A 22,584-nucleotide genomic window follows, 5' to 3' on the forward strand; every position below is an offset into this window, starting at 1 on the left:
AACGTCAGAAATCACCGGGGGCGCATTGCAGACAGGTTAGTCCCGCTTCACGCCAGAAGGCCACAACCGAACTGCGGTCATCGACCACCAGCCAAGGGCGGTAGCCATCGGCGTGGATACGATCAAGAGCAGAGCGTTTCACCTCGGGATCGCTGGCATGATCTTCGTCGTGGCGACGCAAATAAAGCGCATCATGCGGGATACCAGAAGTCGCAAGCCATGCAGCGGTATGATCGCGCCACCCTTCCGGGCGCCCGGAACACAACACGATCGCTTCGCCTTGGGCGTTCAACCGGGTCAGAAGCCGCACCACGGGTTCGATCACCGGGGCGGTGGCCATTGCGTCATGGAAGGCATCCCATTGCTTGGTTGCTCCATGGACCAGATGCCCCAATTGCGGCGCGTCGAATTCGGCCAATGTTCCGTCAATATCGAAGATTACGCAGTTCATCTGTTGTCTTTCTTTTGCAGCACGGCTTCGCGCCACCCATTCGGGGCGGGCATGAAAAGATAGGGAGTGGTATTCGCGGGCGACGGGCCATGCTGTGATCCGCCGGTAAGCTGACGCACAGCGCGCACCACCCCGGAATGGGCCACCAGAACCGGAAATGTCCCCTGTGCGCGATCTTGGGCACTGCGCAAGGCGGTGGCGACGCGGGCGATCATGTCCTGCCAGGCTTCGCCCCCCTCCGGCGTTTCTTCTCGCGGTGGGGCTTCGGATACTGGTCGCCCTTCGAACCGCCCCCAATCGCGTTCGCGCAGCTTGTCGACAAGGATCGGGTCATGACCGGGAAAGCCGAGTGCAGCCGTTTCGCGCGCACGCTGTTGCGGACTGGTGAAAAGGGTGATCGTTTCGGGCCAAGCCCATTCGGCAAGCGCGCGCGCCGCAGCCCGACCCGTTTCGGTCAGCTGGGCTTCGATACGGCCGGCGATTACGCCATCGCGGTTGGCATCGGTCTGACCATGGCGGATTAGGATGAAGGGTTGAGCGGAGACGATCACAGCAGGCATCTTTCGTTCAGCACCAGCGCCGCGTTGAATCGCGGTTCAAGCAAATAGTCTTCTGGTTGGTTGCAAAAAAGTGGTGCGAACCGGCGCGCATTCAATCGCCGAACCATGCCGATCTGATCGGACAGCGGCGGATGGACGTTCCAACGTAGAAATCTGCCCCCCTGCGTGGCAATCGCGCGGGCATGGGCGGTCATATGGCCGGTGAACAGAACCACCGATTCCTGTCCCAACCGACCGCTGTCGCGCCAATCTTGCACCAATTGCCACGCCATGCCGCCATCGGCATTGGGCGTATCACAGATCAGAAACCGCGCTGCCGGGTCGAAACCGCGCTGCAGCACTGGCGTCAAGGCATCTGCGCATTTGTTCAGGCTGCCGCTGGAAATGGCACGGGAAATGGCAAGCCGACAACTGTCATCAAAGGACAGTTCGCCGTGCTGCATGAGGTGCAACGCCAACTCGCCCGCCCGCCCGGAGGGGGGAACGGGGAAAAGAATCTGTTGCTGACACAATTCTTCGAGCGTCCGATCCAGTGTCATCAACCGTTCTGCCTGCGGCACATCATCGAGATGATACGAAGCGTCGATCAAGGACGTGGCGGCAACGGGTGGAGGATCGAAAGCGAACCAGTTGCTTTCTTCGGACCAGTCACCGGAAAAAAACAAACCCTCCCCAAGCGCGAAATGGAACCAGACACCGCCAAGCGCATGGCCGTTACGTCCGGTGGTGACGGTGACACCGTCAATCTTGGTCTGACCGGTTTCCGGCAACGGGTTGAAATCCGCGCCGGGCGGCAACGAACGGGCGGTCTGGGCGGTGCAATGAATCGGCAATCCCGCCGCCACCGCATGGGCCGCGCCACCGATATGGTCGATATGGTCATGGCTGATGAACACCCGCTCCGCGCCATCAAGCCAATGCGGTTCAAACGGCGATGTCGCTTCGGGGCCAAAGCCCACATCCAACACCCAAAGGGCGCGACCGGTCCACAGTCGGATGCAGGCGGGCCCTTTTTCACCTAGGCCTGACAGGACTTCGACCCAAGGGGCGGTTTCAACAGGATTGTCACGCATGGGTCAGCGCACCCGCCATCAGGCTTTCCGCTTCGGGATCGTGAAAGGCCCACGGGTCGCGGATGGTCAAACCAACCGTTTCCCCGACCGCGGCGCGCTGTGGCGCGAAGGCCACCAGCGCTTCGCCCTCGGCGTCCAGAACAAGCCGGAAGCGACCGCCCAGATAGGTGCAGCTGATCACCTGCGCACGCAAAGGGGCGGTTTCCGACAAAGTGATTGCTTCGGGACGGATGCTGACATGACTGGGGGCGCTGGTGGAACTGCGGCACCAGATATCCTGCCCCAGAACCGACAACAGAACCCGGCCTGCCTCGGAATGGCCTGTCCGCCGGGTCGCGACCACCGCGCCATCACCGACAAACCCGGCCACAAAGCAATCGGCCGGTTCGCGGTACAAAACTTCGGGGGCGGCGAATTGCCTGATCCGCCCGGATTCCATCACCGCGACCCGATCCGCCAGCGCCAAGGCTTCGCTTTGGTCATGGGTCACGTAAAGCATGGTCGCGCCGGTGCGCCGGTGAAACATCGAAAACACATCATGCATTGACGCGCGTAGTGCCAGATCGAGATTGGCAAGCGGTTCGTCAAGCAGCACCGCGCGCGGTTCGAATACCAGACAGCGGGCCAGTGCAACGCGCTGACGCTGACCACCGGACAATTGCGACGGCATCCGGTCAGCGAAATCGCGCAGCCCGGTCAGGTCAAGTGCCTCGGCGACTCGCGCCTTGCGTTCTGCCTGCGGAATGCGGCGAACTTCCAACGGATAGGACACGTTGCCAGCGACGGTTTTATGTGGCCAAAGCGCGTAGGATTGAAACACGATGCCGATTTCGCGCGCTTCGGGCGGCACGAAACGGCCTTCACCCGCGACAATATCACCGCCGATCCGGATCTCTCCTTCGTCGGGCTGTTCGAATCCGGCGGTCAGGCGCAACAACGTGGTCTTGCCACATCCTGAAGGCCCAAGCAGCGCCACGAACTCGCCGGACCCGATCGCGGCATTGATCCCGTCCAGCGCGGGCGCCCCGTCGAAACGCTTGGTGAGGTTGGAGAATGTCAGCTCTGCCATGGGATGACTCCTTTCGGGAAACGTTTTGCCCCGGCCTGAACCAGCCCCATGAGCAGGATGATAAGAACAACGATCGACATGGCCAAAGCCGACGCCATGACCGTTTCGCCGCTGTCTTCGAGGTTGTAGATGACCACGCCCAGCGTTTCGGTGCCCGAAGACCACAAGAGCGCCGAAACTGTCAGTTCGTTCACCGCAGTCAGGAAAACAAGGATTGCACCAGCGGCGGCGCTTGGCGCGGCAAGCGGCAGCACGATATCGCACAACCGGCGGCCCAGCCCGGCCCCGACACTGGCCGCAGCTTCTTCCATTGCCGGATCAAGCTGGGCAATGCTGGCTTGGATCGGGCGCAGCATCACCACGAAAAACCGGGCCAGATACGCCATCAGAATGATCCAGATGGTGCCGTAAAGCGTCAGATCAGTGAACGGCAGGTTCAGGAACGTCAGGATGCAGGCGATCGACAGGACAACTCCCGGCAACGCGTAGGGCAGGTCGATCAGCGCGTCGAGAATTCGGCTCAACCGGTTCGACCGACGTTCCATCAACCATGCCAGCGGCAGGCTGATCGCCATCAGGATCGCAGCCGCCAGCACCGCCAAAAACAACGAATTGCCATAGGCGCGGCGGGTAACAGGTTGCACGACAAGAACGTCAATCCACGCCTTGATCGTGGCGCTGTCAATCGTCAGCGGCACCCCATAGGCCGGGATCAGAGAGGTTGCCAAAAGCGCGAACAAAGGCAATGCAAGGATCACGAATATGAAGGACCAAAGGGTGATTTCCACCGGCAACCGCGCCCGGCCCAGCGCCAGCGCCAATGGCGTGCCGGATAGGCCGACAAGGCCGAAACCCTGACGCGACAGCATGTACCGGCTGAGCAGAACACCGGTGATTGCCACAACGCCGATCAGCAGCGCCAGCACCGCCACTTCGGGCAGAACAGAAGGGCCCATACCGACCAGCCGTTGATAGATCAGCGTCGGCAGGGTGGAATAACGGGCGGGAATGCCAAGCATCGCCGGGATGCCGAAATTGCCCAACGCGGTGACAAAGGCCATTGCGCCGCCCGCGATCAGCGATGGCATCGAAAGCGGCAGCACGACCTGTGCCCAGACCCGCAAGGTCCCAGCGCCGGACATCCGCGCGGCTTCGACCAGATCGGCGGGGATCATGCGCAACCCCGCGCGCAGGGTCAGGAAAACGAGCGAGGCGTGTTGAATGCCCAGCAGAATAATGATCCCGGTGGCCGAATGCAGCGGTTGCGGGCTTCCGAGTGGCGGCGCGATCCCGAGCATTTTCAACAGCACCGAAGACGGTCCGGTCATCTGCATCCAGGCCAACGCGGTAATCTGCGGCGGGATCATCATCGGAATCATCAGGCAGAAGACCAAAGCGCCCTTGCCACGTATGTCGGTCAGCGCCACCAGAAAGGCGAAAGTCGCGCCGATCAGCACCGACAAAACGGTACCGCCACCCGCCGTTACCAGCGAATGCATCAACGCTGTGCGGGTGCTGTCGCGGGTCAGAACGGTGGTCAGGTGGTCGGTCGTGAACCCGTCACCAAACCCGAACCCTTCCAGCAACAGCCGCAGAACTGGGCCGAGAGCCATCAGGCCAACCGGAAGCAAAATAAGAGGCAACAGCCGATCCAAAGACCGGCTGTTGCCATTATCAAGAGCTATCATGCTCATTGGATGTCAAACACCTTGGCAAAGCGTGCCTTGTTGGTATCGGTATCGGCCAGCGCCTTGGCGGGATCGAAAGCCATCAGTGTGATTTCGTCGCGCGACGGGAACCCTTCGGGGCTGGCAACGCCGTTGCGCGCCGGGATGTATCCCATGTCCACAACCAGTTCCTGACCGGCTTCGCTCAACAAGAAATCGACGAATTTTTCAGCCGCTTTCATGTGCTTGGTGCCAGCCATGATGGCGACCGGTTCGGTGACATAGGACACACCTTCTTCAGGGAAGACGAATTCCACCGGCGACCCTTTGGCCTTGGCGCGAATGGCCAAGAAATCGACCAGAACGCCGTAAGGTTTTTCACCGGCTGCAACGGCTTTGAAAGTGCCGCCATTGCCGCCTTCAGCGCGGGTATTGTTTGCGGCCAGCCCTTCGTAATAGCCCCAGCCCAGACCTTCGGTGCCGGTCACGGTTGCCAGGTGGATCAGCGCGGCACCGGAATAAAGCGGCGACGGCATCGCGACGAGGTCGGCCATTTCCGGCTTCGCCAGGTCGGCCCAGGATGTCGGGACCATATCGGCACCGGTGTTGTAGACGATGCCGGTGGTGATCAGCTTGGTCGAATGGTAAAACCCTTCGGCGCTATAAAGCGAAGCGTCATAGGCCGCGTCTTCGGGCGATGTGTAGGCGGCCAGTTGACCGGCCTGCGCCAGACCTTCAAGCGTCACCATGTCAGCGATCAGCAAAACGTCGGCCTGCGGTGCACCGGCTTCGATTTCTGCCGCCACGCGGGCCATCATCTTGGTGGTGCCGTCACGAACCCATTCGACATCGATATCAGGGTTGGCCGCCATGAAGGCGTCAACGGTTTGCTGGGCATCTGCGTTCGGTTGCGACGTATAAAGCGTCAGCGTTTCAGCGGCAGCCATCGAAGGCAGCGTAAGCGCAATAGCGGCGGCCAGAAGGGAACGGGACATCGGTTTCTCCATGCAGGATTGATTTTCGTACGAAAGCAAATCCAAACGATTCTACTCTCTCGACCGCTTCCTACTATCTTCTCGTGACGCTTTAGTGACAGTTCAAGAAGTACTTATTTTATGGATATTTATTGCGATGGGATGACAAGAAATGTAGCATTTCAGTGAATCAGTAAGGCTTCGAACGAAAATGGAAAAAAGTGACAGCGCCCGACGCCGCGACCATATCGTCAATTTACTTTCCAGCTACGGCGAACTGTCGGCAACAGCACTGTCTGAAATGTTGGATGTCACTGTGCAAACCCTGCGGGCGGATCTGCGCGCATTGGACGAAGCCCGCATCGTGCGCCGTCGCCATGGTGGTGCGACGCTGACCTCGGCCAGCGAAAACATCAGCTATCAACCGCGGCTTGCCGTTTCGCGCGACGAAAAGAACCGGATCGGTGCCGCCGTTGCCGCGTTAATCCCGAACGGGGCCACCGTCGCGCTGGGCACCGGCACCACGGTCGAAGCCGTCGCGCGGGCCTTGACCGGGCATGAAGGGCTGACGGTGGCGACCAACAATATCCACGTGGTTCTGGCGCTGCGAACAGCCGAGCGGATCACCGTTTTGCTGGCCGGCGGCGAGGTGCGGTTGCGCGATCTCGACTTTATCGGCGCCGAGAGCTTGGAATTCTTTGCCGGTCTCAAATTCGATCATGCCATCTTTTCAGTTGGTGGCGTGTCCGAAAACGGCGATCTGCTTGATTTCAATCTCGATGAAATCCGCGCCCGGCAAGCGATTACCGCCTGTGCCGGCACCCGTACTCTTGTCGTCGATCACGCCAAGATCGGGCGTCAGGCACCGCATAGCTGGGGTCGGTTGCAGGAATTGGAACGGGTGGTCTGTGGCGGCATCTTCCCGTCCGCCCTGAAGCAGGCGGCGCGACAGAGGAATTGCGAAATTATAGAAACGTAACGCCCGCTCCCAGCAACAAAAAAGTAGCTTTTGGGCGACGTTGCCGATCTGGCCAGGGTTCTGCGGCCGGACAGTACGCAAACGACTTGGCGATGTCAGACTCGGTCAAGCTGTCCTTTACGGTTAACCGCAGGGGCCGCGTTGCCATTCCCAACATCGGCTTTCAACGGGGGCAATTTTCCATACAACAGGGCGCTGGCCGGGTCATGGGCGGCTACGAAATGACCGTTCGCGACCTCCACCATTTCAGCGCGCGCCGGTGCCTGACCTGGGGGCATTAGAAGTTTGGGCGGAGTCAGGGCTGTCAGCTTTGGCCGGGGATCATGGCGCCGGGACGGGTCCGGCACCGGAACCGCAGACAGCAGTCGCTGCGTGTAAGGGTGCTGTGGGTTGTGCAACACCGCTTCGGTGGGGCCGGTTTCGACGATCTGACCGGCCCACATCACGGCCACCCGGTGACTGACCCTTTCGACCACTGCAATGTCATGTGAAATGAACAGAAAGGAAACCCCGTCTTCGGCCTGAAGCTGCGCCATCAGGTCGGTGACTTGACGGGCGACCGATACGTCCAGCGCCGAAACCGCTTCGTCTGCGACGATCAGCGCGGGGCGCACCGACAGGGCGCGAGCGATGCAAAGACGCTGGCGTTGTCCGCCTGAAAACTGATGCGGATAGCGGTCGGCGGATTGTGGTTCTAACCCGACTTTCTGCAACAGGTCCGCAGCCAGCGTCCGGCGTTCACGGCGCGATAGTTTTTGGTGAATTTGGGCTGGTTCGGTGATCAGGTCGCGCACCGTCAGGCGTGGGTTCAAGCTGGCGAATGGATCTTGAAACACCATCTGCGCGCGTTGACGCAGCGGCCGCATGTCGGCGGCGTCCAACCGGGTGATTTCCCGTCCCGTTAGGTAAACGCGACCCTCGCTTGGCTCAACAAGCCGCAGGACTGCGCGCGCCAGCGTGGATTTCCCGCAACCGGATTCACCCACCAGCCCCAGCGTTTCACCCGGCGCGACCGACAGCGAAACGCCACCCACCGCGTGGTAGTCCAATGCCCGACTTGGTAACAGACCGCGCCGGATCGGAAACCGCACGGCCATATTTTCGACCCGAAGCACCGGATCGGCCGGACGTCGCAATAGCTTTGGTGCGCCGCTGCCCAATTTCGGCGTCGCGACCATCAGGTGTTGAGTATAGGCCGCGCGGGGACGGGCAAACAGGTCTTCGACCGGACCTTCTTCGGCTTTTTCACCTTGCTTCAGAACCACGACCCGGTCGGCGATTTTGGCCACAACGCCCATGTCATGGGTGATGAACAGCACGGCCATACCGATTTCATCCTGCAACTGCTGGATCAGGGACAGGATTTCGGCCTGCGTGGTAACGTCAAGCGCCGTTGTCGGTTCGTCCGCGATCAACAGATCGGGCCGGCAGGCTAACGCCATCGCGATCATCACCCGCTGCCGCAACCCGCCCGACAATTCATGCGGGAACTGGTCCAACCGGCGGTCAGGTTCGGGGATTTTAACCCGCTCGAACGCATCGCGCGCCGCCAGACGCGCCGCACTGGCATCAAGCCGTTGATGTAGCCGCAGCACTTCGGCCACCTGATCGCCCAAGGTCATCACCGGGTTGAGCGCGGTCATCGGTTCTTGGAAGATCATCGAAACTCGGTTGCCGCGCACCTGCTGCATCTGTCGGTCGGTCAGTGTCGAAAGTTCCAGCGCGGGGGTACCATGCAGGGTGATGGTGCCGCCGGTGATGGCTCCGCCTTCGCGCTCGATCAGGCGCAACAGGGCCAGCGCAGTGGCGGATTTTCCTGACCCGGATTCACCAACCAGCGCCACCGTTTCCCCCTTCGCTATATCGAAGGACAGGCCCTTTACGGCTTCATGTGATCCGAAGTTCAGGCGTAAATCGTCGACGCTCAGAAGGGGGGAACGGGGCATGGCTTAGCTTTCGGTTTTGGCGTTACGAGCACGCCGTTCGGGATGGTCGCGGAAATCCGGCATGACCGGGGTCCAGCGCCGGGCGGAGGGGGTGATTTCGGCGCGGTAGGGATCATCGCCCACCACGTCCCAGCGAACGGTGTCGCTCAGTTCGATCACGCCCATCGCACCGGCAGGGGCGCCTTCGGTGGTGAAGCTTTCGGTCAGCGATTGCTGGGTCAGGTGCGGGATGCCGTCTACGGTGGTGACGGTGTTCCAATGCACGTGACCGGACAGGCAGACCACCGGCACCTTGGACTGTGCCAGCGCGGCGCGGGCGCGATCCGCCATCGGGTAGGTGGAATGACCGGGGTTGTTCTGGAAATAGTAGTTGCCGATCTGGGAATGGCCCGACACCGGCACGTGGCTAACCACCAGAAGCGGTCGGTCGGCGGCCTGAACGGTGCGCGACAGCCAAAGAAGGTCGGCTTCGCGCAGCACGAAACCGTTGTGTTCGGGCGTGCGCAGGATGCGGGTATCGGCACGCCACAGCGCGATGCGCCAATCGCCGATATCGTGGGTTTCGTGGCCCAGCGACTGGCCGAGGATTTCCTCGTTCTCTGCGATGCGCAGGTAATCGCGGTCGTGGTTGCCGTTCAGGTGCCAGATCGGTTTTTCCACGGCGCGGAAGGCCTCGGCCACCTCGGCCTCCAACCGCAGGTCGGTGTCGTGGTCGACATCCGAAATCCGGTCGCCCAGATCGAGCACGTGATCGACTTCGGCGTCGCGGACGTAATGGGCGAATTCCTCCATCAATCCCATCGCGGTATCGCCGCGCTTGGTGGCAGAAGGGGTTCCGTGGTGGATATCGGCAACAATGGCAAGACGAACGGACATAGCGGGGACTTTCCTGAATTGGGGGGAGGGGCCCGCCGCCGCGTGGGCGGCGGGCCGTTTTATGATCAGTTCAAAGCGAAGGAGATCGACCCGGCACGGAAGTCGAGCACGTAGGGAATGTGACCCGGTTTCGGTTCCCAGCTTACATCCTTGCGCATTGCCCAGCTTTCAAACGGACGATAGAGCGGCAGCACCGGCGGGTCCTGCTTGATGCGCTCCATCAGTTCGCCGTAGGCGACCTTGCGCGCTTCTACGTCCTTGGAAAAGCGGAAGCGTTCCCAGATTTCGGCATAGTCTGCGTCGGTGTTAAAGCGACCTTCACCTTCAGAAGGTCCGTTCGGCGCCCACATTACCCCAAAAGATCCGAACGGATCGGCGAAATACATCGGGTTCGACCAGTTGCGGGTCATCATCTCGGGCGATCGGCCCGACCATTTTTCAGCGACGTTAACCTTGCCATTGATGCCGACTGCCCCCCACATCTCGGTGATGGCCTGCGCGGCCAGCATCCCGTTGGTGTAATAGGTCGGATGGGTGTCGAAGGTGATTTCGGACCCGTCATAGCCTGCTTCCTTCAACAGTTCTTTGGCTTTTTCGGGATTGTATTCGAAGGTCTTCAGTTCGGGCATGTAGAGATCGCCGTATTCCTTCAACGTATGGGTCGAAGGAACGACCGCCTTGCCCAGCCACAACGCTTCGTTCAGCGTGTCGCGGTCAATCGCCAGGCTCAGCGCCTGACGGATGCGCGGATCCTGCAGCTTGGGGTGGTTCACGTTCATGATCATGACGTGGAACAGCGGCGTTGCGGTGCCGACAGTGCGCAGGTTCTTGTCGGCTTCGATCAGCGCCAACTGGTCGGGCGCGATATTGGTGATGATGTTGGCCTCACCGGTCTTCAGCGCGGTCAGCCGCGATGCGGTTTCCGGGATGTGCTGCACCGTGGCCTTGGCCAGCGGCGCTTTTTCACCCCAGAAATCATCGAAGCGTTCATAAACCACCCGTTCGCCCGGCACGAATTCGGAGATTCGATAGGGGCCGGTGCCGACAGGGGCCAGCGAAAAGGCTTCGAAATCGTCATGTTCGGCAACCTTGGGATCACCGGTCAGGGCCTTGGTGTAATCTTCGGGGATGATCATGACTTGCTGCAGGTTCAGCAGGGTTTCCCACAGCGGTTCTTCTTTTTCGACGCTGATGCGGACGGTCAGGTCGTCAATTTTTTCCGCTTTGACGAAGTTTTCCAGCCGGTCGCGCGACCGCACCACGTAGGGCGGGAAATCGGCCTGGTACATGCGGTTGAGCGAAAACACGACATCATCGGCATTCATGTCTTCGCCGTTGTGGAAAGTCACGCCATCGCGCAACTTCAGTTCCATGGTTTTGGAGTCGATCAGTTTCCATTCGGTGGCCAGCGCCGGCTGCCAGTCGGTCTCCAGCGTGTCGTGGTTTTTGCCGATCAGGGTGTCGAAGCTGTTGTAATAAAATTGCGATCCGACATTGGAATGGTCACGGCCAGGGTCGAGATAGCTCGACACGTTGGCGGCACCGATGGTGATCTCTTGGGCAAAAGCGCCCGAGGCGAACCCGGCAGCGAAAGCAGTGGAAAGCAGCAGTCTGAGCATAGTCTTGTCTCCGTTAGGATTGGTTAGACGGTTGAAGAAAGCGGGCGATTCTGCCTCTGTTTTTGGTTGTTCGTGTCATCGGGCGCGCAGCCGCACATCGGCGCCATCACGCAGCCAGTCACCAAGGATCTGTACGGCAAAGGTGATCAGCAGGATCATCATCGCGGGCGCGGCCACGATCCACGGCGCGGTCGGCATGTAATCGCGCCCGATACCCACCATCGACCCCAGTGTCGCGGTGGGCGGCTGTACCCCAAGGCCAAGGAAGGACAGCGTGCTTTCCAGCAGCACGATGTTCGACAGCGCCAGCGTGAACTGCACGACAAGTGGTGAAATGATGTTGGGCAACAGATGCCAGCGCGCGATGCGAAAAGGGCCTGCACCGGCGGCGCGGGCGGCCTCGATGAAGGGCATGTTCATCAGCCGCCGCACTTCGCCGCGAACGATACGGGCATATTGTTCCCACCCGGCCAGCCCAAGCACCAGCACGATCACTTCGATCGAGCTGCCAAGGATGGCCAGCAGGAACAGCGCGACCAATGTGAAGGGCACCGCGATCTGGGTATCGACCGCAGCCATGATCGTGGCCTCGGTCCGGCCGCCGACGATCCCGGCCAACAATCCCAACGTCCCCCCGATCAGCAAACCCAAGGTTGCCCCCAGCCCGGCCAGCATCAGTGTCAGTCGCAAACCGTAGAGACTGCGCGAAAACACATCCCGACCCAATTCGTCGGTGCCCAGCCAATACCCGGCCTTGGCCCGTTCGAAACCTAGCGGCGGGCGCAGCCGTGAAATCAGGCTTTGGGAATTCGGGTCGAACGGGGCGATCAGCGGTGCCAGCACGGCCAGCAGGATCAGGCTCAGCCCGATCACGATCGCTGCCTTCTGGATACTATTGGCACTGCGCCAGAGTTGCAGGGCAACAGCCGGAGCAGAGGTGGCAGGAACAGCAAGATAGGTCATCGGATCAGCCTTTCACGTTGTGGCGCAGGCGCGGATCGGCCCAGGCATAGGCAAGGTCGACGGCGGCGTTGATCACGATCACGGCCAGCGCGACGGTCAGCACGCCGAACTGAAGCACCGGGTAGTCGCGGCGCAGCGCTGAAGTGACCAGAAGGTCGCCGATCCCGGGCCAGGCGAAAATCGCTTCGATCACGACCGACCCGGATGCCGCCAACCCGGCCACCTGCAACCCGATCACCGATAGGATCGTGATGCCCGCGTTGCGCAGCCCGTGTTTGAAGATCACCATGTTTTCAGGCAGGCCTTTGGCGCGGGCGGTGCGCATGAAATCCTGTCCCAGCACATCCAGCATGGCGTTGCGGGTAAAGCGGGTCAGCGCCGCGATCAGCACCCCGGCCAGTGCGACAGTGGGCATGATGAAATGCAAAGCCGTTCCATTGCCCACCACCGGCAGCCAGTTCAGCCAGTAAGAAAAGGCAAGAACCATCAAGATGGCGATCACGAAATTCGGCACTGCATACCCAAGGAATGCCACCACCATCACCGCGCTGCCGATCCAGCTTTTGCGCCATATAGCCGCCACGATGCCCAGCGGGATCGACACCAGCAGGGTCAGGGTGACAGCGCAAAGCAGTAGTTGCGTTGACGGCCAGATGCGTTCCAGCACCATGTCAGCTACAGGGCGTCTTTCGATGAAGGACAGGCCGAATTGACCGTCGGTAAAGGATCGCAGGAAAGCGAAGTATTGCGTCAGGACCGGCCGGTCGAGTTCGTAATACTGGATCAGCAGATCGCGATCCTCGGTGGTCATACCTTCGCCGATCACGAAATCTACTGCGTTTCCCGACAACCGGGTTGCAAAGAACACGATGGTGACGATCACCAAGAAAGTCACACCCATTCGGAACAGGGTGCGCAGAGCATAGGTCAGCATGAGAGGGCTCCGGTTTTGAAGGCTGGGGCAGGGGTTTCACCCGGACGAACGAGCCTTACGAAGTCGACGCCTGCGGCGGTGGCGGCGACACCATCCGTTTCTTCAGTGTCGCCGATGAATACGGCTTCATCCGGGGTGACGCAGGCACGGCGCAGCGCTTCGCGTGGCAAGTCGGGGGCGGGTTTGCCGACACTGCTCATGCGGGCCTGTGGGATCATCGATTTGATCGCCGCCCAGATCGCACCGGTTTCCGGCTGTGGTGTGCCATCAGCGCCGGGGTGGCTGGTGTCAGGATTCGTCAGGGAAATCGGCACTCCGGCATGGACGAGTTCGGCAATACGGGCCATGTCGGCAAAACTCAGCGCGGTGTCGCGCCCTAAAACAACCGACTGGGGTTGGTCACGGTCGGGCCGCAATCCTAGCTCCCGTGCCAACGCCTGCAAAGGTGGATTGACATAGAGCGCCACGCGCGTGCCGGGCCGGTCAGCAGCCAAGGCACGCAATGTGAGTTCGCCTGCCAACAGGATACGTTCGGCCGGCAGCGCCAGCCCCAGCTTTGCCAGCCGCGCCGACAGGGTTTGCGCCGTGTCCGCAGAATTGTTGGAAACGATCCACAGCCGGTCTGCGCAACGGGTGAACAGTTCGGGCACATCGGGCAGCACCGTTTCGCCGGACAAAAGGCACCCGTCCAGATCCGCCAGAATAGCGGCCCGGTCGGGCCAGCAACCATCGATGAATTGTCGCAATCGGATTGGCTTTGGCATGCCATCACCCTTCTGTTCGGGAAATCCCCGTCTGTGCGCCCGCAGCGCCGTCATCTTTTTCTGCGCAGCTGGCATGGGGCCCGCTGTCAGGAACAGGGAATGGCCGCAAACTGTAACATCGCCGTTACGATTGAAGGTGTATGTTGCGGATCATGAAGGTATCGGTTTCAGAAACGGCCACTGGCCTGTCACTTTCCCGTTTGCGCGCCCTTACGGCGGTCGCTGAGGAAGGATCGTATTCCGCTGCGGCCCGCCGAATCGGCATTTCGCATACCGCAGTCGCGCAACAGATCCGCGATCTGGAGCGTGCCTATGACATTCACCTGTTCGACCGCCTGCGCGGGGTGTTGAATCCGACCCCCGCCTGTCTGGAACTGTGTGATATCGCCACCCGCATGCAGCAGGCACAACGCGACGCGGAACATGTGTTGGCGCGTCGTGGGCCATCTGGCAAACACCGCCTGAGGGTCGGTTTGGGTAATTCGATGCCGGGCATCGCCATTGTCGGCAGAATACTGAATCTGCACCCGACCTTGACGGTGTCGGTCGAAAGCGGATCGCATCAAGATATCATGGCCGCAGTGTCCCGGCGCGAAGTCGATGTGGCCGTGTTGCCCAACCTGCCCGTCGATTCGCGGTTCCGGCGCTTCCCGGTCTTGTCGCAGGAAGTGGTGGCGATCGTGGCACCTGACAGCCCGCTGTCAACGCACAAAGACGTCACGCTGGAACATCTTGCAACGCGCCCGCTGGTGTTCCGATCTTCGGGATCGTCCACCCAGAAGGTTGTAGATCGCGGTTTCCGCCAAGCCGGATTTACCCCCGAACCGCGCTTGACGGCAGATACCAGGGATGCCGTTTATGAAGCGGTCGCTCTGGGCATTGGGGTTGGATTCATGTGGCGCTACGGCACCTACCGGTCGGATACCGTGCGTCGGATCAGGGTTCCTGAATTCCGCTCGACCGTGGACGAGGTGGTGTTCGCGCTAGCCGATGAACGCAATGCGCTGACTGATTTGTTCTTCAATGTCGCCCGGCAGTTCCGGCCTGAAACGACGATGAAGACCTGAAACTTCGATGATGCTTCAGTTCGGAATGACCTTTCGACTCTCGTAAGTCCGGCGCTGCTAAACTTGGCCAGGCCGAAGCCTGACCGGCAGGATCGAAAGACGCAGATAAAACGCGCTTGACCAAGCTCCCCAAGACAGCTTTCACTGCTGGAACGACCCGGTGATTGTCCGGGTCATTTTCTTTCCGCTTGCCCGAACGAGGATCCTTGGTTTTGCCCCAACCCCTTGAAAAGACACTTGCCATTCTCGACGACCTGTTGCGCTTTGACATCCTACCGGGGCGGTCCAATCTGGATATCATCGGATATATTCATAATTATCTGAGCCAGTACGGGATTGAGGCCGAATTCGGTTTTGACACGTCTGGCCTGCGGGCCAACCTGTTCGCCACAATCGGCCCGAAAGTGGATGGCGGGGTTGCCTTGTCGGGCCACACCGATGTGGTGCCGGTCGAAGGTCAGGATTGGACCCGGCCAGCCTTTGAACTGACCCGGGAAAACGGCCGCGTTTATGGCCGCGGGGCGGTCGACATGAAGGGGTTTTTGGCCTGCGCATTGGCCATGGTGCCGCATTTCGCCCAAGCGCCACTCAAACGTCCGATCCATCTGGCCTTTTCCTATGACGAAGAACCCGGTTCCATCGGGGCGCCCGATCTGGCGCGACAGATCGTTGCGTCGGGGATGAAACCGACGGCAATCATCGTTGGCGAACCAACCGAAATGAAAGTGATCGCGGGTCACAAGGGCGGCTTTGAACGCACCACAAGGTTCACCGGCGTTGCCGGTCATTCTTCGGACCCGTCCCGTGGTGTTAGCGCGATTCATTACGCGGCCCGCTTCATCGGCTTTCTGGAACGGCTGGGCGCGGATTGCGCCGCGAACCCGCTGCCCGACAGTCCGTTTCACCCCCCCTTTCACACCATCAACGTGGGCACGATCAGCGGTGGTGCCGGGCGCAGTATCATCGCCGAGGATTGTCAGCTCGATTGGGAATTGCGGGTCACGCCGCCTGATGACGGTGCGGCGGAAATGCTGCGTATCGAAACCTTCCTCAACGGGCTTCAGGATGAAATGCGCGGCCTGTTTCCACAGGCTTCGGTCCGCACCGAAACGGTTTCGAATTATCCGGGCCTCAGGGCCGACCCATCCTCGACCGCGCTGGATCTGGTGCGGCAGATCAGCGGTGAAAATGATTTTACCACCGCGCCATTCGGGACCGATGCAGGATGTTTTGACCGCGAAGGTCTTCCCAGCGTCGTCTTCGGCCCCGGCAGCATCAATCAGGCGCATATCCCGGACGAATATATCGAGATATCCCAGATCGAAGCCTGCCTGAATTTCTTGCAAAAACTCGGCGCGCGGCAAAGCCATTAACCCGACCGGAAGTGTCTCGAGAGTTTAGCGAACCACGAGAATTCGGGGCCCAATTGCGTTGCCAAACAGATGCCCAGATCACAAAAAATTTCAAATATTTGAACGCAATAGTTGTTCGAACGCCAAATTTGTGCTGAGTATCAACTATAAAGTCAAAAAAATCAGTTTTCCGATTTATAGTTTGTGTGTTCGATGTCGTAGGGGACAGAAGAATGAATAATGCGTCTGCAATTGCGGGCCGGTTGGCCAAATTTGTGTTTTTTCTGGCGATCACAGCATGCGTGATCATAGGCCAATCCGGCTCCGTCAGGGCGGGGCCCGCACCGGATTTGACGCTGGCTTTATCCTACACGCCATCGACAATCGCCCAAGGTGGCACCACGGTGGCCACCTACACGATTTCCAATACGACGACGTCATCGACGGCGGACGACATTGCGTTTACCGATACGTTGACAGCTGGGCTTGAAATCGCGGCTTCCCCTGACGCGGTCACTACGTGTTCCGGTCGTACGGTTCCCCCAACACTGACCGCGCCCGGCGGCGGCGGCACGATCAGTTTTTCCGGTGGCAGCCTAGCAGCAGGGGCCAATTGCACAATCACGGTCAACATCAAGGGCGTAACGGCTGGTTCCCATACCAATTTCACTGACACCCTGACATCCAGTCTCGGCCCTGCAAATATGGCAAATGCGACTCTGACCGTAGACGCCGCCCGACCGCTGTTCAGCAAAACGATTTCCCCCACATCGGTCAGCCTGAACGGCACCAGCACGATGACCTATACCATCGACAATACACCGTATGGCGGGGTCATTACGGGTGTAGGGTTCTCGGAAACGCTTCCGACTGGCGTGCAGATCGCTTCGCCATCCAATTTGGCGACGACCTGTACGAATGGAATACTCACTGCCGCAGCAGGGTCCAGTTCGATCAGCCTTTCGGGGGCGTATTTCACGTCCGCGACATCCTGCACCATCACCGTCGATGTTCAGGGCACAATCTCAGGTGACTATACGCTTACCTCAGGGGAACTCAACTCCAGCCTTGGAAGTCTTGGGGTCGCGTCGGCCAGCCTGACCGTGGAAACGCCTTCGACGTCCGCGCCGACTCTGACCAAGACGTTTTCGGGCGATCCGGTGGCCCCGGGTGGGACCGTCACGCTGGGTTTCAATCTTTACAATCCGAACAACGATTTCGCCGCGACCAATATCGCCTTTACCGATGATCTCAATGCGATGCTGACAGGCGCAACGTTGGTCAGTAATGTCACAGATCCCTGCGGGTCGGGATCAAGCATCAGCGGCGCAGGGACCGGAACGATCAGTTTTACCAGCGGATCGCTGGCTTCGCGCGCCAACTGTAGTTTCAACGTCACGGTTCGAATCCCTTCGACAGCGACCGGGGACACTTATACAAACACGACTTCGACCGTTTCAGCGACCGTGAACGGGTCGACAGTTACTTCGGCCAGCGGTGCTTCTGATACGTTGCAGGTCACCGATCAAGCTCCTTTGGACCTGGCGATGTCCTGGGCATCGGTCGATGCGGGCGATCCGACTACGGTGACTTTCACCGTGACCAATCCCAACGCCAGCCAGACGGCGACCGGTATCGCCTTTTCGTTGACTAAGGCTGCGCCGTTTCCGAATGCTCCAATTGCGACTTTGCCGCCATCAACCAACACTTGCGGCGGAACGATGGCGACAAATAGCTATAGCTATAGTACCACGACAATTGTCACATCATATGATTATTCGGGCGGAACGCTGGCGGGTGGCAGTTCCTGCATCATCGCTTTTGATATCGAAGTGCCAAGCGGGACCAGTTCGGGTATCTATCCGCAGGAAACCGGCGCTATCACTGCCACTATTAACACCGCAAGCACATCTGGCGACGCGGCTTCGGCCAATCTGTCGGTCAGTGTAAGCACTTCGCCCTTGTCGATATCCAAATCCTTCGACCAAAGCTCTGCCGGGGCCGGTGATTCGGTCGGGATGACGTTAAGCCTGTCCAACAACAGCGAAACGTCCAACGCGACCAACATTTCCTTTACCGACGATCTCGATACCTTCCACAGCGGTGCCACGCTGGCTTCGGTGGAAAGCAATGGCTGTAGCGGAACGGTGAGCGGCGTGGGTACGGGATCCCTCGGCTATTCCGGCGGATCGGTTTCAACCGGGGCAAGCTGCGACATCAAAGTCAGCGTTACTCTGGGGACTGCAACCGGGGGCCAGACCAATACCACTTCGGATCTCACCGCATCACTTGGCGGCGGCAGCGCGACGGTGCAAAATAACAGCGCCGCCAGTGCCAGCATCACGGTGAATACGTCATCGCCCTTGACTGCGTCGTTGGAAATCATCGACGATCCGGTCGTTGCGGGTGGTACTGTGACCGCGCGCTATACCATTTCCAACCCGACCTCTGGATCTGCCGCCACAGGTATCACTTTCACCCAAAGCTTCTCCAGCGCGCTGTCAAGTCTGGCCGCGACTACACCATTGCCGGCCAATCCCTGCGGGTCGGGGTCTGCGCTGTCCGGAACGACGACCCTGTTCATGTCGGGTGGCAATATTGTTCCCGACGACAACTGTACTTTTGACGTTATTTTGACCGTACCGGGGGGGGCGTCGAATGGGAGTTATACACTATCGAGCAGCGGTATTTCCTTCACGTCCGACGGCACCTCAAAATCGATTGATCCGATCAGCGATAGCTTGATTGTCGGCGTGACTAACGAAGGGTCTAACGCCTTACAGCTGAGCAAATCCTTCGACAGCAGTTACGTTCAAGCCGGGGGCAGCGTCGGGCTTACCCTGACATTGGAAAACGTCGGTACGGAAGATGCCACGGCTGTCGCCTTTACCGACAACCTGACCAGTTTCCTCAGCGGCACCAATTTCGTCAATGTGACTTCGAACACCTGTGGTGGCACCCTGACCGGCGAAATCGGTACATTGCTGAGCCTGTCCAATGTCGCGCTGACTGCAGGAAGCAGTTGTACTCTCAAGATTCCGGTCGCTTTCAGTGCTGGCGTGGCTCTTGGCACCTATACCAACACCACGTCGGCTGTCTCTGGCACTACGGCGTCGGGCGCGGTGGGCGGTCCGGCCGATACTGCCAGTATCGAAGTCCGCTCGGCCTCGGTACCGACCTTCACGAAATCGATTTCGCCCTCGACGGCGAACGCCAACAGTACGGTGACTTTCCGCTATTCTATTTTCAATCCTACTGGGGGCGTCGCCCGCTCCGGTCTGGCGTTTACCGACAACGTGACGACTGCAATTCCCGGCGCAACGGCAACCGTGCTGCCGGGCGCCGGTGCCTGCGGCACCGGATCAACGGTCACCGGATCGGGTCTGATCGCCTTGTCGGGCGGAAATCTGGCAGCAGGCGCAAGCTGTATTTTCGACGTAACGGTAACGGTCCCCACCCCGGCAGCGGCGACTTATACCAGCACCACCAGCACCTTGAGCGACAACGGTATTATTCTGGCTGCGGGCGCGTCTGACACGTTGACGGTTAATCCGTTGCCGCCGAGCTTCAGTAAGGTTTTCGCGCCTGACAGTATGGTTCAGGGCGATACCTCGACCCTGACTTTCACCATCAACGCAACCAGCAGCACGGCTTTGGTGCCGGGTCTGAGCTTTACCGATAATCTGCCGTCCGGAGTTGTGCTGGCGTCGACGCCAAATGGCTCGTCCACCTGTACCGGCGGCACGCTGACGGCGGCTTCGGGCGCGGGAACGATTTCCTATAGTGGCGGTACGGTTCCGGCCGGAAGCACATGTACGGTTTCGGTCGATGTGACCTCTGTTTCAATTGGCGCTTACGTGAACACCTCGGGTGCCTTGTCCAGCGATTTTGGATCTGGTGGTACCGCCAGCGACACGCTGTCCGTCACCACCGCGCCGACCCCGGGTTTCACAGCAGCATTTTCCCCTAGCGCCATTGCCGAAGGCGCAACCTCGACGCTGACCTTCACCATCAACAATACCGGGGCCCTGATCCCGGCGACGGCGCTGGCTTTCAGCGACAACCTGCCCGCCAGCATCACGGTGGCCACGGTGCCGAACGCATCGACCACCTGTACCGGCGGCACGCTGACGGCGGCTTCTGGCGCGGGAACGCTTTCCTATAGCGGCGGGTCGGTTTCAGCAGGCAGTAGCTGTACGATTTCTGTCGACGTTCTGGCGGTGTCCGGCGTGAACGCGGCGAATACCACGGGCGATCTGACCTCGTCGATCGGCGATAGCGGCGCAGCCAGTGCGACTCTGTCGATCACGGCGGCCCCGACCCCGGGTTTCACAGCGGCGTTTTCGCCCAGCGCGATTGACCAAGGTGCAACTTCGACACTGACCTTCACCATCGACAATACTGGGGCTTTGGTTCCGGCGACGGCGCTGGCTTTCAGCGACAACCTACCCGCCAGCATCACGGTGGCCACGGTGCCGAATGCCACGACCACCTGTACCGGCGGCACGCTGACGGCGGCTTCTGGCGCGGGAACGCTTTCCTATAGCGGCGGGTCGGTTTCAGCAGGCAGTAGCTGTACGATTTCTGTCGACGTTCTGGCGGTGTCCGGCGTGAACGCGGCGAATACCACGGGCGATCTGAGCTCGTCGATCGGCGATAGCGGCGCAGCCAGTGCGACTCTGTCGATCACGGCGGCCCCGACCCCGGGTTTCACAGCGGCGTTTTCGCCCAGCGCGATTGACCAAGGTGCAACTTCGACACTGACCTTCACCATCGACAATACTGGGGCTTTGGTTCCGGCGACGGCGCTTGCCTTTATCGACAACCTGCCTTCCAGCATCACCGTGGCCACGGAACCGAATGCCACGACGACTTGTACCGGCGGCACGCTGACGGCGGCCGCTGGCGCGGGAACGCTGTCCTATAGCGGCGGGTCGGTTTCAGCAGGCAGTAGCTGTACGATCTCGGTTGATGTTCTGTCCGTGTCTGGTGCCGGCGCCGCCAATTCATCAAACGATTTGACTTCGTCGCTCGGTAATAGCGGCACCGCCGATGCGATGCTGACGGTCACTGCGGCCCCGGTTTTGAGCGTTAGCAAATCCTTCACGCCCAGCACGATCACCCAAGGCAATGTATCTACGTTGACCATCAGTATTGAAAATACATCCTTGGTGGCCGCGTCCAATATCGACCTCAGCGATGCCTTCCCCTCGGGTATGGAAGTCGCCGATCCCGCGTCAATCACGGAAAGCTGTAACGGCACCATCGGCGCGACTGCCGGGAACACTACCATCAGCTATGATGACGGTTCATTGCTAGCCGGGTCAAGCTGTTCGATCAGCGTCAATGTCACCTCTACGACCCTTGGGTCAGCGGTGAACACCACCAGTGAAATCACATCGTCGTTGGGTAGCAGTGGTACAGCCAGCGCAACGCTGACCGTCAACGCACCACCCGCCCCCGGGTTCACCAAGAACTTCAGTCCGAATCGCCTGTTCCAAGGCGACACGTCGACCCTGAGCTTCACCATCGACAACACGTCGTCGTTTATCGAAGCAACCAATTTGGCTTTTGTCGACACCTTCCCGTCCGGGATGACAATCGCAGCGACGCCGAATCTTTCCACGACCTGTACCGGGGCCACGATTACCGCAACGGCAGGCAGCGATCGGATCGAGATGGCGACCGGGACCGTCGCGGCAGATAGCAGTTGTAGCGTACAGGTCGATGTCGTTGCGATGACAGCCGGATCCGCCGAAAACGTGTCGGACGACCTGACGTCGTCGCTGGGCAACAGTGGCACCGCATCAGCGACACTGAATGTTGTCACCCCTGGCGCGCCCGGCTTTGCCAAGGCGTTTGCACCCGACAGCATCGTGCAGGGCAACGTTACAACGCTGACCTTCACCATCGACAACAGCGCGGCGTTGGTTTCGGCCACGGCGCTCGAGTTCAGCGACAGCTTCCCGGCGGGTATGACCGTGGCGTCCACGCCGAACGCGACCAGCACCTGTTCGGGTGGCACGCTGACGGCAACAGCCAGCACGGATAGCGTCAGCTTCACCGGTGGAACCGTTGCCGCGGGATCGAGCTGCGATGTGAGCGTCGATGTGACTTCGGCCACCGTGGGGGATGCCGATAACGTGTCGGACGACCTGACGTCGTCTTTGGGCAACAGCGGCACCGCCGCCGCGACGCTGAGCGTGACAGCAGCGGGCGCGCCCGACCTCGCCAAGACTTTTGCCACCGACAGCATCGTGCAGGGCAACGTTACAACGCTGACCTTCACC

At 60.1% G+C, this 22,584-nt stretch carries 16 protein-coding genes; 4 read left to right on the forward strand and 12 right to left on the reverse strand.

Annotated features, from left to right (window positions below; translation table 11 throughout):
- Positions 1-4: 4 nt before the first annotated feature.
- Genes TG4357_RS08270 through TG4357_RS08295 form a run of 6 tightly spaced genes read right to left on the reverse strand, consistent with a single transcriptional unit; the run spans position 5 to position 5,815 of the window.
- A complete protein-coding gene (locus TG4357_RS08270) occupies positions 5-451 on the reverse strand; it encodes a phosphatase domain-containing protein (RefSeq protein WP_058262371.1) in 447 nt (148 codons plus the stop codon).
- On the reverse strand, positions 448-1,011 hold the full coding sequence (locus TG4357_RS08275) for a histidine phosphatase family protein (protein ID WP_058262372.1): 564 nt from the start codon (positions 1,009-1,011) through the stop codon (positions 448-450). The genes TG4357_RS08270 and TG4357_RS08275 overlap by 4 nt, the downstream gene beginning before the upstream one ends.
- Entirely contained in the window at positions 999-2,084 is a 1,086-nt protein-coding gene (locus TG4357_RS08280) for an MBL fold metallo-hydrolase (protein ID WP_175473917.1), read from the reverse strand. The genes TG4357_RS08275 and TG4357_RS08280 overlap by 13 nt, the downstream gene beginning before the upstream one ends.
- A complete protein-coding gene (locus TG4357_RS08285; protein WP_058262373.1) occupies positions 2,077-3,153 on the reverse strand; it encodes an ABC transporter ATP-binding protein in 1,077 nt (358 codons plus the stop codon). Before TG4357_RS08285 ends, TG4357_RS08280 begins: the two co-directional genes overlap by 8 nt.
- Positions 3,141-4,847, reverse strand: a complete 1,707-nt coding sequence (locus tag TG4357_RS08290) for an ABC transporter permease (protein ID WP_058262374.1) — start codon at positions 4,845-4,847, stop codon at positions 3,141-3,143. The genes TG4357_RS08285 and TG4357_RS08290 overlap by 13 nt, the downstream gene beginning before the upstream one ends.
- Positions 4,844-5,815: an ABC transporter substrate-binding protein gene (locus tag TG4357_RS08295; RefSeq protein WP_058262375.1), complete on the reverse strand. Its 972-nt coding sequence runs from the start codon at positions 5,813-5,815 to the stop codon at positions 4,844-4,846. The genes TG4357_RS08290 and TG4357_RS08295 overlap by 4 nt, the downstream gene beginning before the upstream one ends.
- A gap of 190 nt (positions 5,816-6,005) precedes the next feature.
- Here TG4357_RS08295 and TG4357_RS08300 point away from each other — a divergent pair, with 190 nt between their 5' ends.
- The gene (locus TG4357_RS08300) at positions 6,006-6,773 is read left to right on the forward strand and encodes a DeoR/GlpR family DNA-binding transcription regulator (protein ID WP_058262376.1); all 768 of its coding nucleotides are present in this window, start codon (positions 6,006-6,008) and stop codon (positions 6,771-6,773) included.
- A 95-nt stretch (positions 6,774-6,868) separates the two neighbouring features.
- Here TG4357_RS08300 and TG4357_RS19040 read toward each other — a convergent pair whose 3' ends face one another.
- The 6 genes from TG4357_RS19040 to TG4357_RS08330 all read right to left on the reverse strand — a co-directional run bounded on the left by TG4357_RS19040 (position 6,869) and on the right by TG4357_RS08330 (position 13,875).
- A complete protein-coding gene (locus TG4357_RS19040) occupies positions 6,869-8,719 on the reverse strand; it encodes an ABC transporter ATP-binding protein (protein ID WP_074646735.1) in 1,851 nt (616 codons plus the stop codon).
- Between the two features lie 3 nt (positions 8,720-8,722).
- On the reverse strand, positions 8,723-9,595 hold the full coding sequence (locus TG4357_RS19280) for a metallophosphoesterase family protein (RefSeq protein WP_058262377.1): 873 nt from the start codon (positions 9,593-9,595) through the stop codon (positions 8,723-8,725).
- A 65-nt stretch (positions 9,596-9,660) separates the two neighbouring features.
- Complete coding sequence (locus tag TG4357_RS08315) at positions 9,661-11,214, reverse strand: ABC transporter substrate-binding protein (RefSeq protein ID WP_058262378.1); 1,554 nt, start codon at positions 11,212-11,214, stop codon at positions 9,661-9,663.
- A gap of 75 nt (positions 11,215-11,289) precedes the next feature.
- Positions 11,290-12,177: an ABC transporter permease gene (locus TG4357_RS08320; protein ID WP_058262379.1), complete on the reverse strand. Its 888-nt coding sequence runs from the start codon at positions 12,175-12,177 to the stop codon at positions 11,290-11,292.
- 4 nt (positions 12,178-12,181) lie between these two features.
- A complete protein-coding gene (locus tag TG4357_RS08325) occupies positions 12,182-13,111 on the reverse strand; it encodes an ABC transporter permease (protein ID WP_058262380.1) in 930 nt (309 codons plus the stop codon).
- Positions 13,105-13,875 (reverse strand): HAD-IIA family hydrolase, encoded by a 771-nt coding sequence (locus TG4357_RS08330; RefSeq protein WP_058262436.1) that lies wholly within the window; start codon positions 13,873-13,875, stop codon positions 13,105-13,107. Before TG4357_RS08330 ends, TG4357_RS08325 begins: the two co-directional genes overlap by 7 nt.
- A 140-nt stretch (positions 13,876-14,015) precedes the next feature.
- On the opposite strand from TG4357_RS08330, the gene TG4357_RS08335 reads away from it, so the two are divergent.
- From TG4357_RS08335 to TG4357_RS08345, 3 genes are all read left to right on the forward strand, one after another.
- Positions 14,016-14,942 (forward strand): LysR family transcriptional regulator, encoded by a 927-nt coding sequence (locus TG4357_RS08335; protein WP_217621230.1) that lies wholly within the window; start codon positions 14,016-14,018, stop codon positions 14,940-14,942.
- Between the two features lie 212 nt (positions 14,943-15,154).
- Complete coding sequence (gene argE / locus TG4357_RS08340) at positions 15,155-16,315, forward strand: acetylornithine deacetylase (RefSeq protein ID WP_074646757.1); 1,161 nt, start codon at positions 15,155-15,157, stop codon at positions 16,313-16,315.
- A gap of 212 nt (positions 16,316-16,527) precedes the next feature.
- Positions 16,528-22,584: DUF7933 domain-containing protein (locus TG4357_RS08345; RefSeq protein WP_144433920.1), on the forward strand; the 6,057-nt coding region annotated here is incomplete at its 3' end.

The organism is Thalassovita gelatinovora (assembly GCF_001458355.1).
Classification (GTDB): Bacteria; Pseudomonadota; Alphaproteobacteria; order Rhodobacterales; family Rhodobacteraceae; genus Thalassobius; species Thalassobius gelatinovorus.

Excerpts from the sequence above, each read along its gene's own strand:
- TG4357_RS08300 (WP_058262376.1), top strand. The coding sequence starts at position 6,006 with ATGGAAAAAAGTGACAGCGCCCGACGCCGCGACCATATCGTCAATTTA.
- TG4357_RS08280 (WP_175473917.1), bottom strand. The coding sequence starts at position 2,084 with ATGCGTGACAATCCTGTTGAAACCGCCCCTTGGGTCGAAGTCCTGTCA.
- TG4357_RS08335 (WP_217621230.1), top strand. The coding sequence starts at position 14,016 with ATGTTGCGGATCATGAAGGTATCGGTTTCAGAAACGGCCACTGGCCTG.
- TG4357_RS08290 (WP_058262374.1), bottom strand. The coding sequence starts at position 4,847 with ATGAGCATGATAGCTCTTGATAATGGCAACAGCCGGTCTTTGGATCGG.
- TG4357_RS19280 (WP_058262377.1), bottom strand. The coding sequence starts at position 9,595 with ATGTCCGTTCGTCTTGCCATTGTTGCCGATATCCACCACGGAACCCCT.
- TG4357_RS08275 (WP_058262372.1), bottom strand. The coding sequence starts at position 1,011 with ATGCCTGCTGTGATCGTCTCCGCTCAACCCTTCATCCTAATCCGCCAT.
- TG4357_RS08285 (WP_058262373.1), bottom strand. The coding sequence starts at position 3,153 with ATGGCAGAGCTGACATTCTCCAACCTCACCAAGCGTTTCGACGGGGCG.
- TG4357_RS08270 (WP_058262371.1), bottom strand. The coding sequence starts at position 451 with ATGAACTGCGTAATCTTCGATATTGACGGAACATTGGCCGAATTCGAC.
- TG4357_RS08315 (WP_058262378.1), bottom strand. The coding sequence starts at position 11,214 with ATGCTCAGACTGCTGCTTTCCACTGCTTTCGCTGCCGGGTTCGCCTCG.
- TG4357_RS19040 (WP_074646735.1), bottom strand. The coding sequence starts at position 8,719 with ATGCCCCGTTCCCCCCTTCTGAGCGTCGACGATTTACGCCTGAACTTC.
- TG4357_RS08295 (WP_058262375.1), bottom strand. The coding sequence starts at position 5,815 with ATGTCCCGTTCCCTTCTGGCCGCCGCTATTGCGCTTACGCTGCCTTCG.
- TG4357_RS08330 (WP_058262436.1), bottom strand. The coding sequence starts at position 13,875 with ATGCCAAAGCCAATCCGATTGCGACAATTCATCGATGGTTGCTGGCCC.
- TG4357_RS08320 (WP_058262379.1), bottom strand. The coding sequence starts at position 12,177 with ATGACCTATCTTGCTGTTCCTGCCACCTCTGCTCCGGCTGTTGCCCTG.
- TG4357_RS08325 (WP_058262380.1), bottom strand. The coding sequence starts at position 13,111 with ATGCTGACCTATGCTCTGCGCACCCTGTTCCGAATGGGTGTGACTTTC.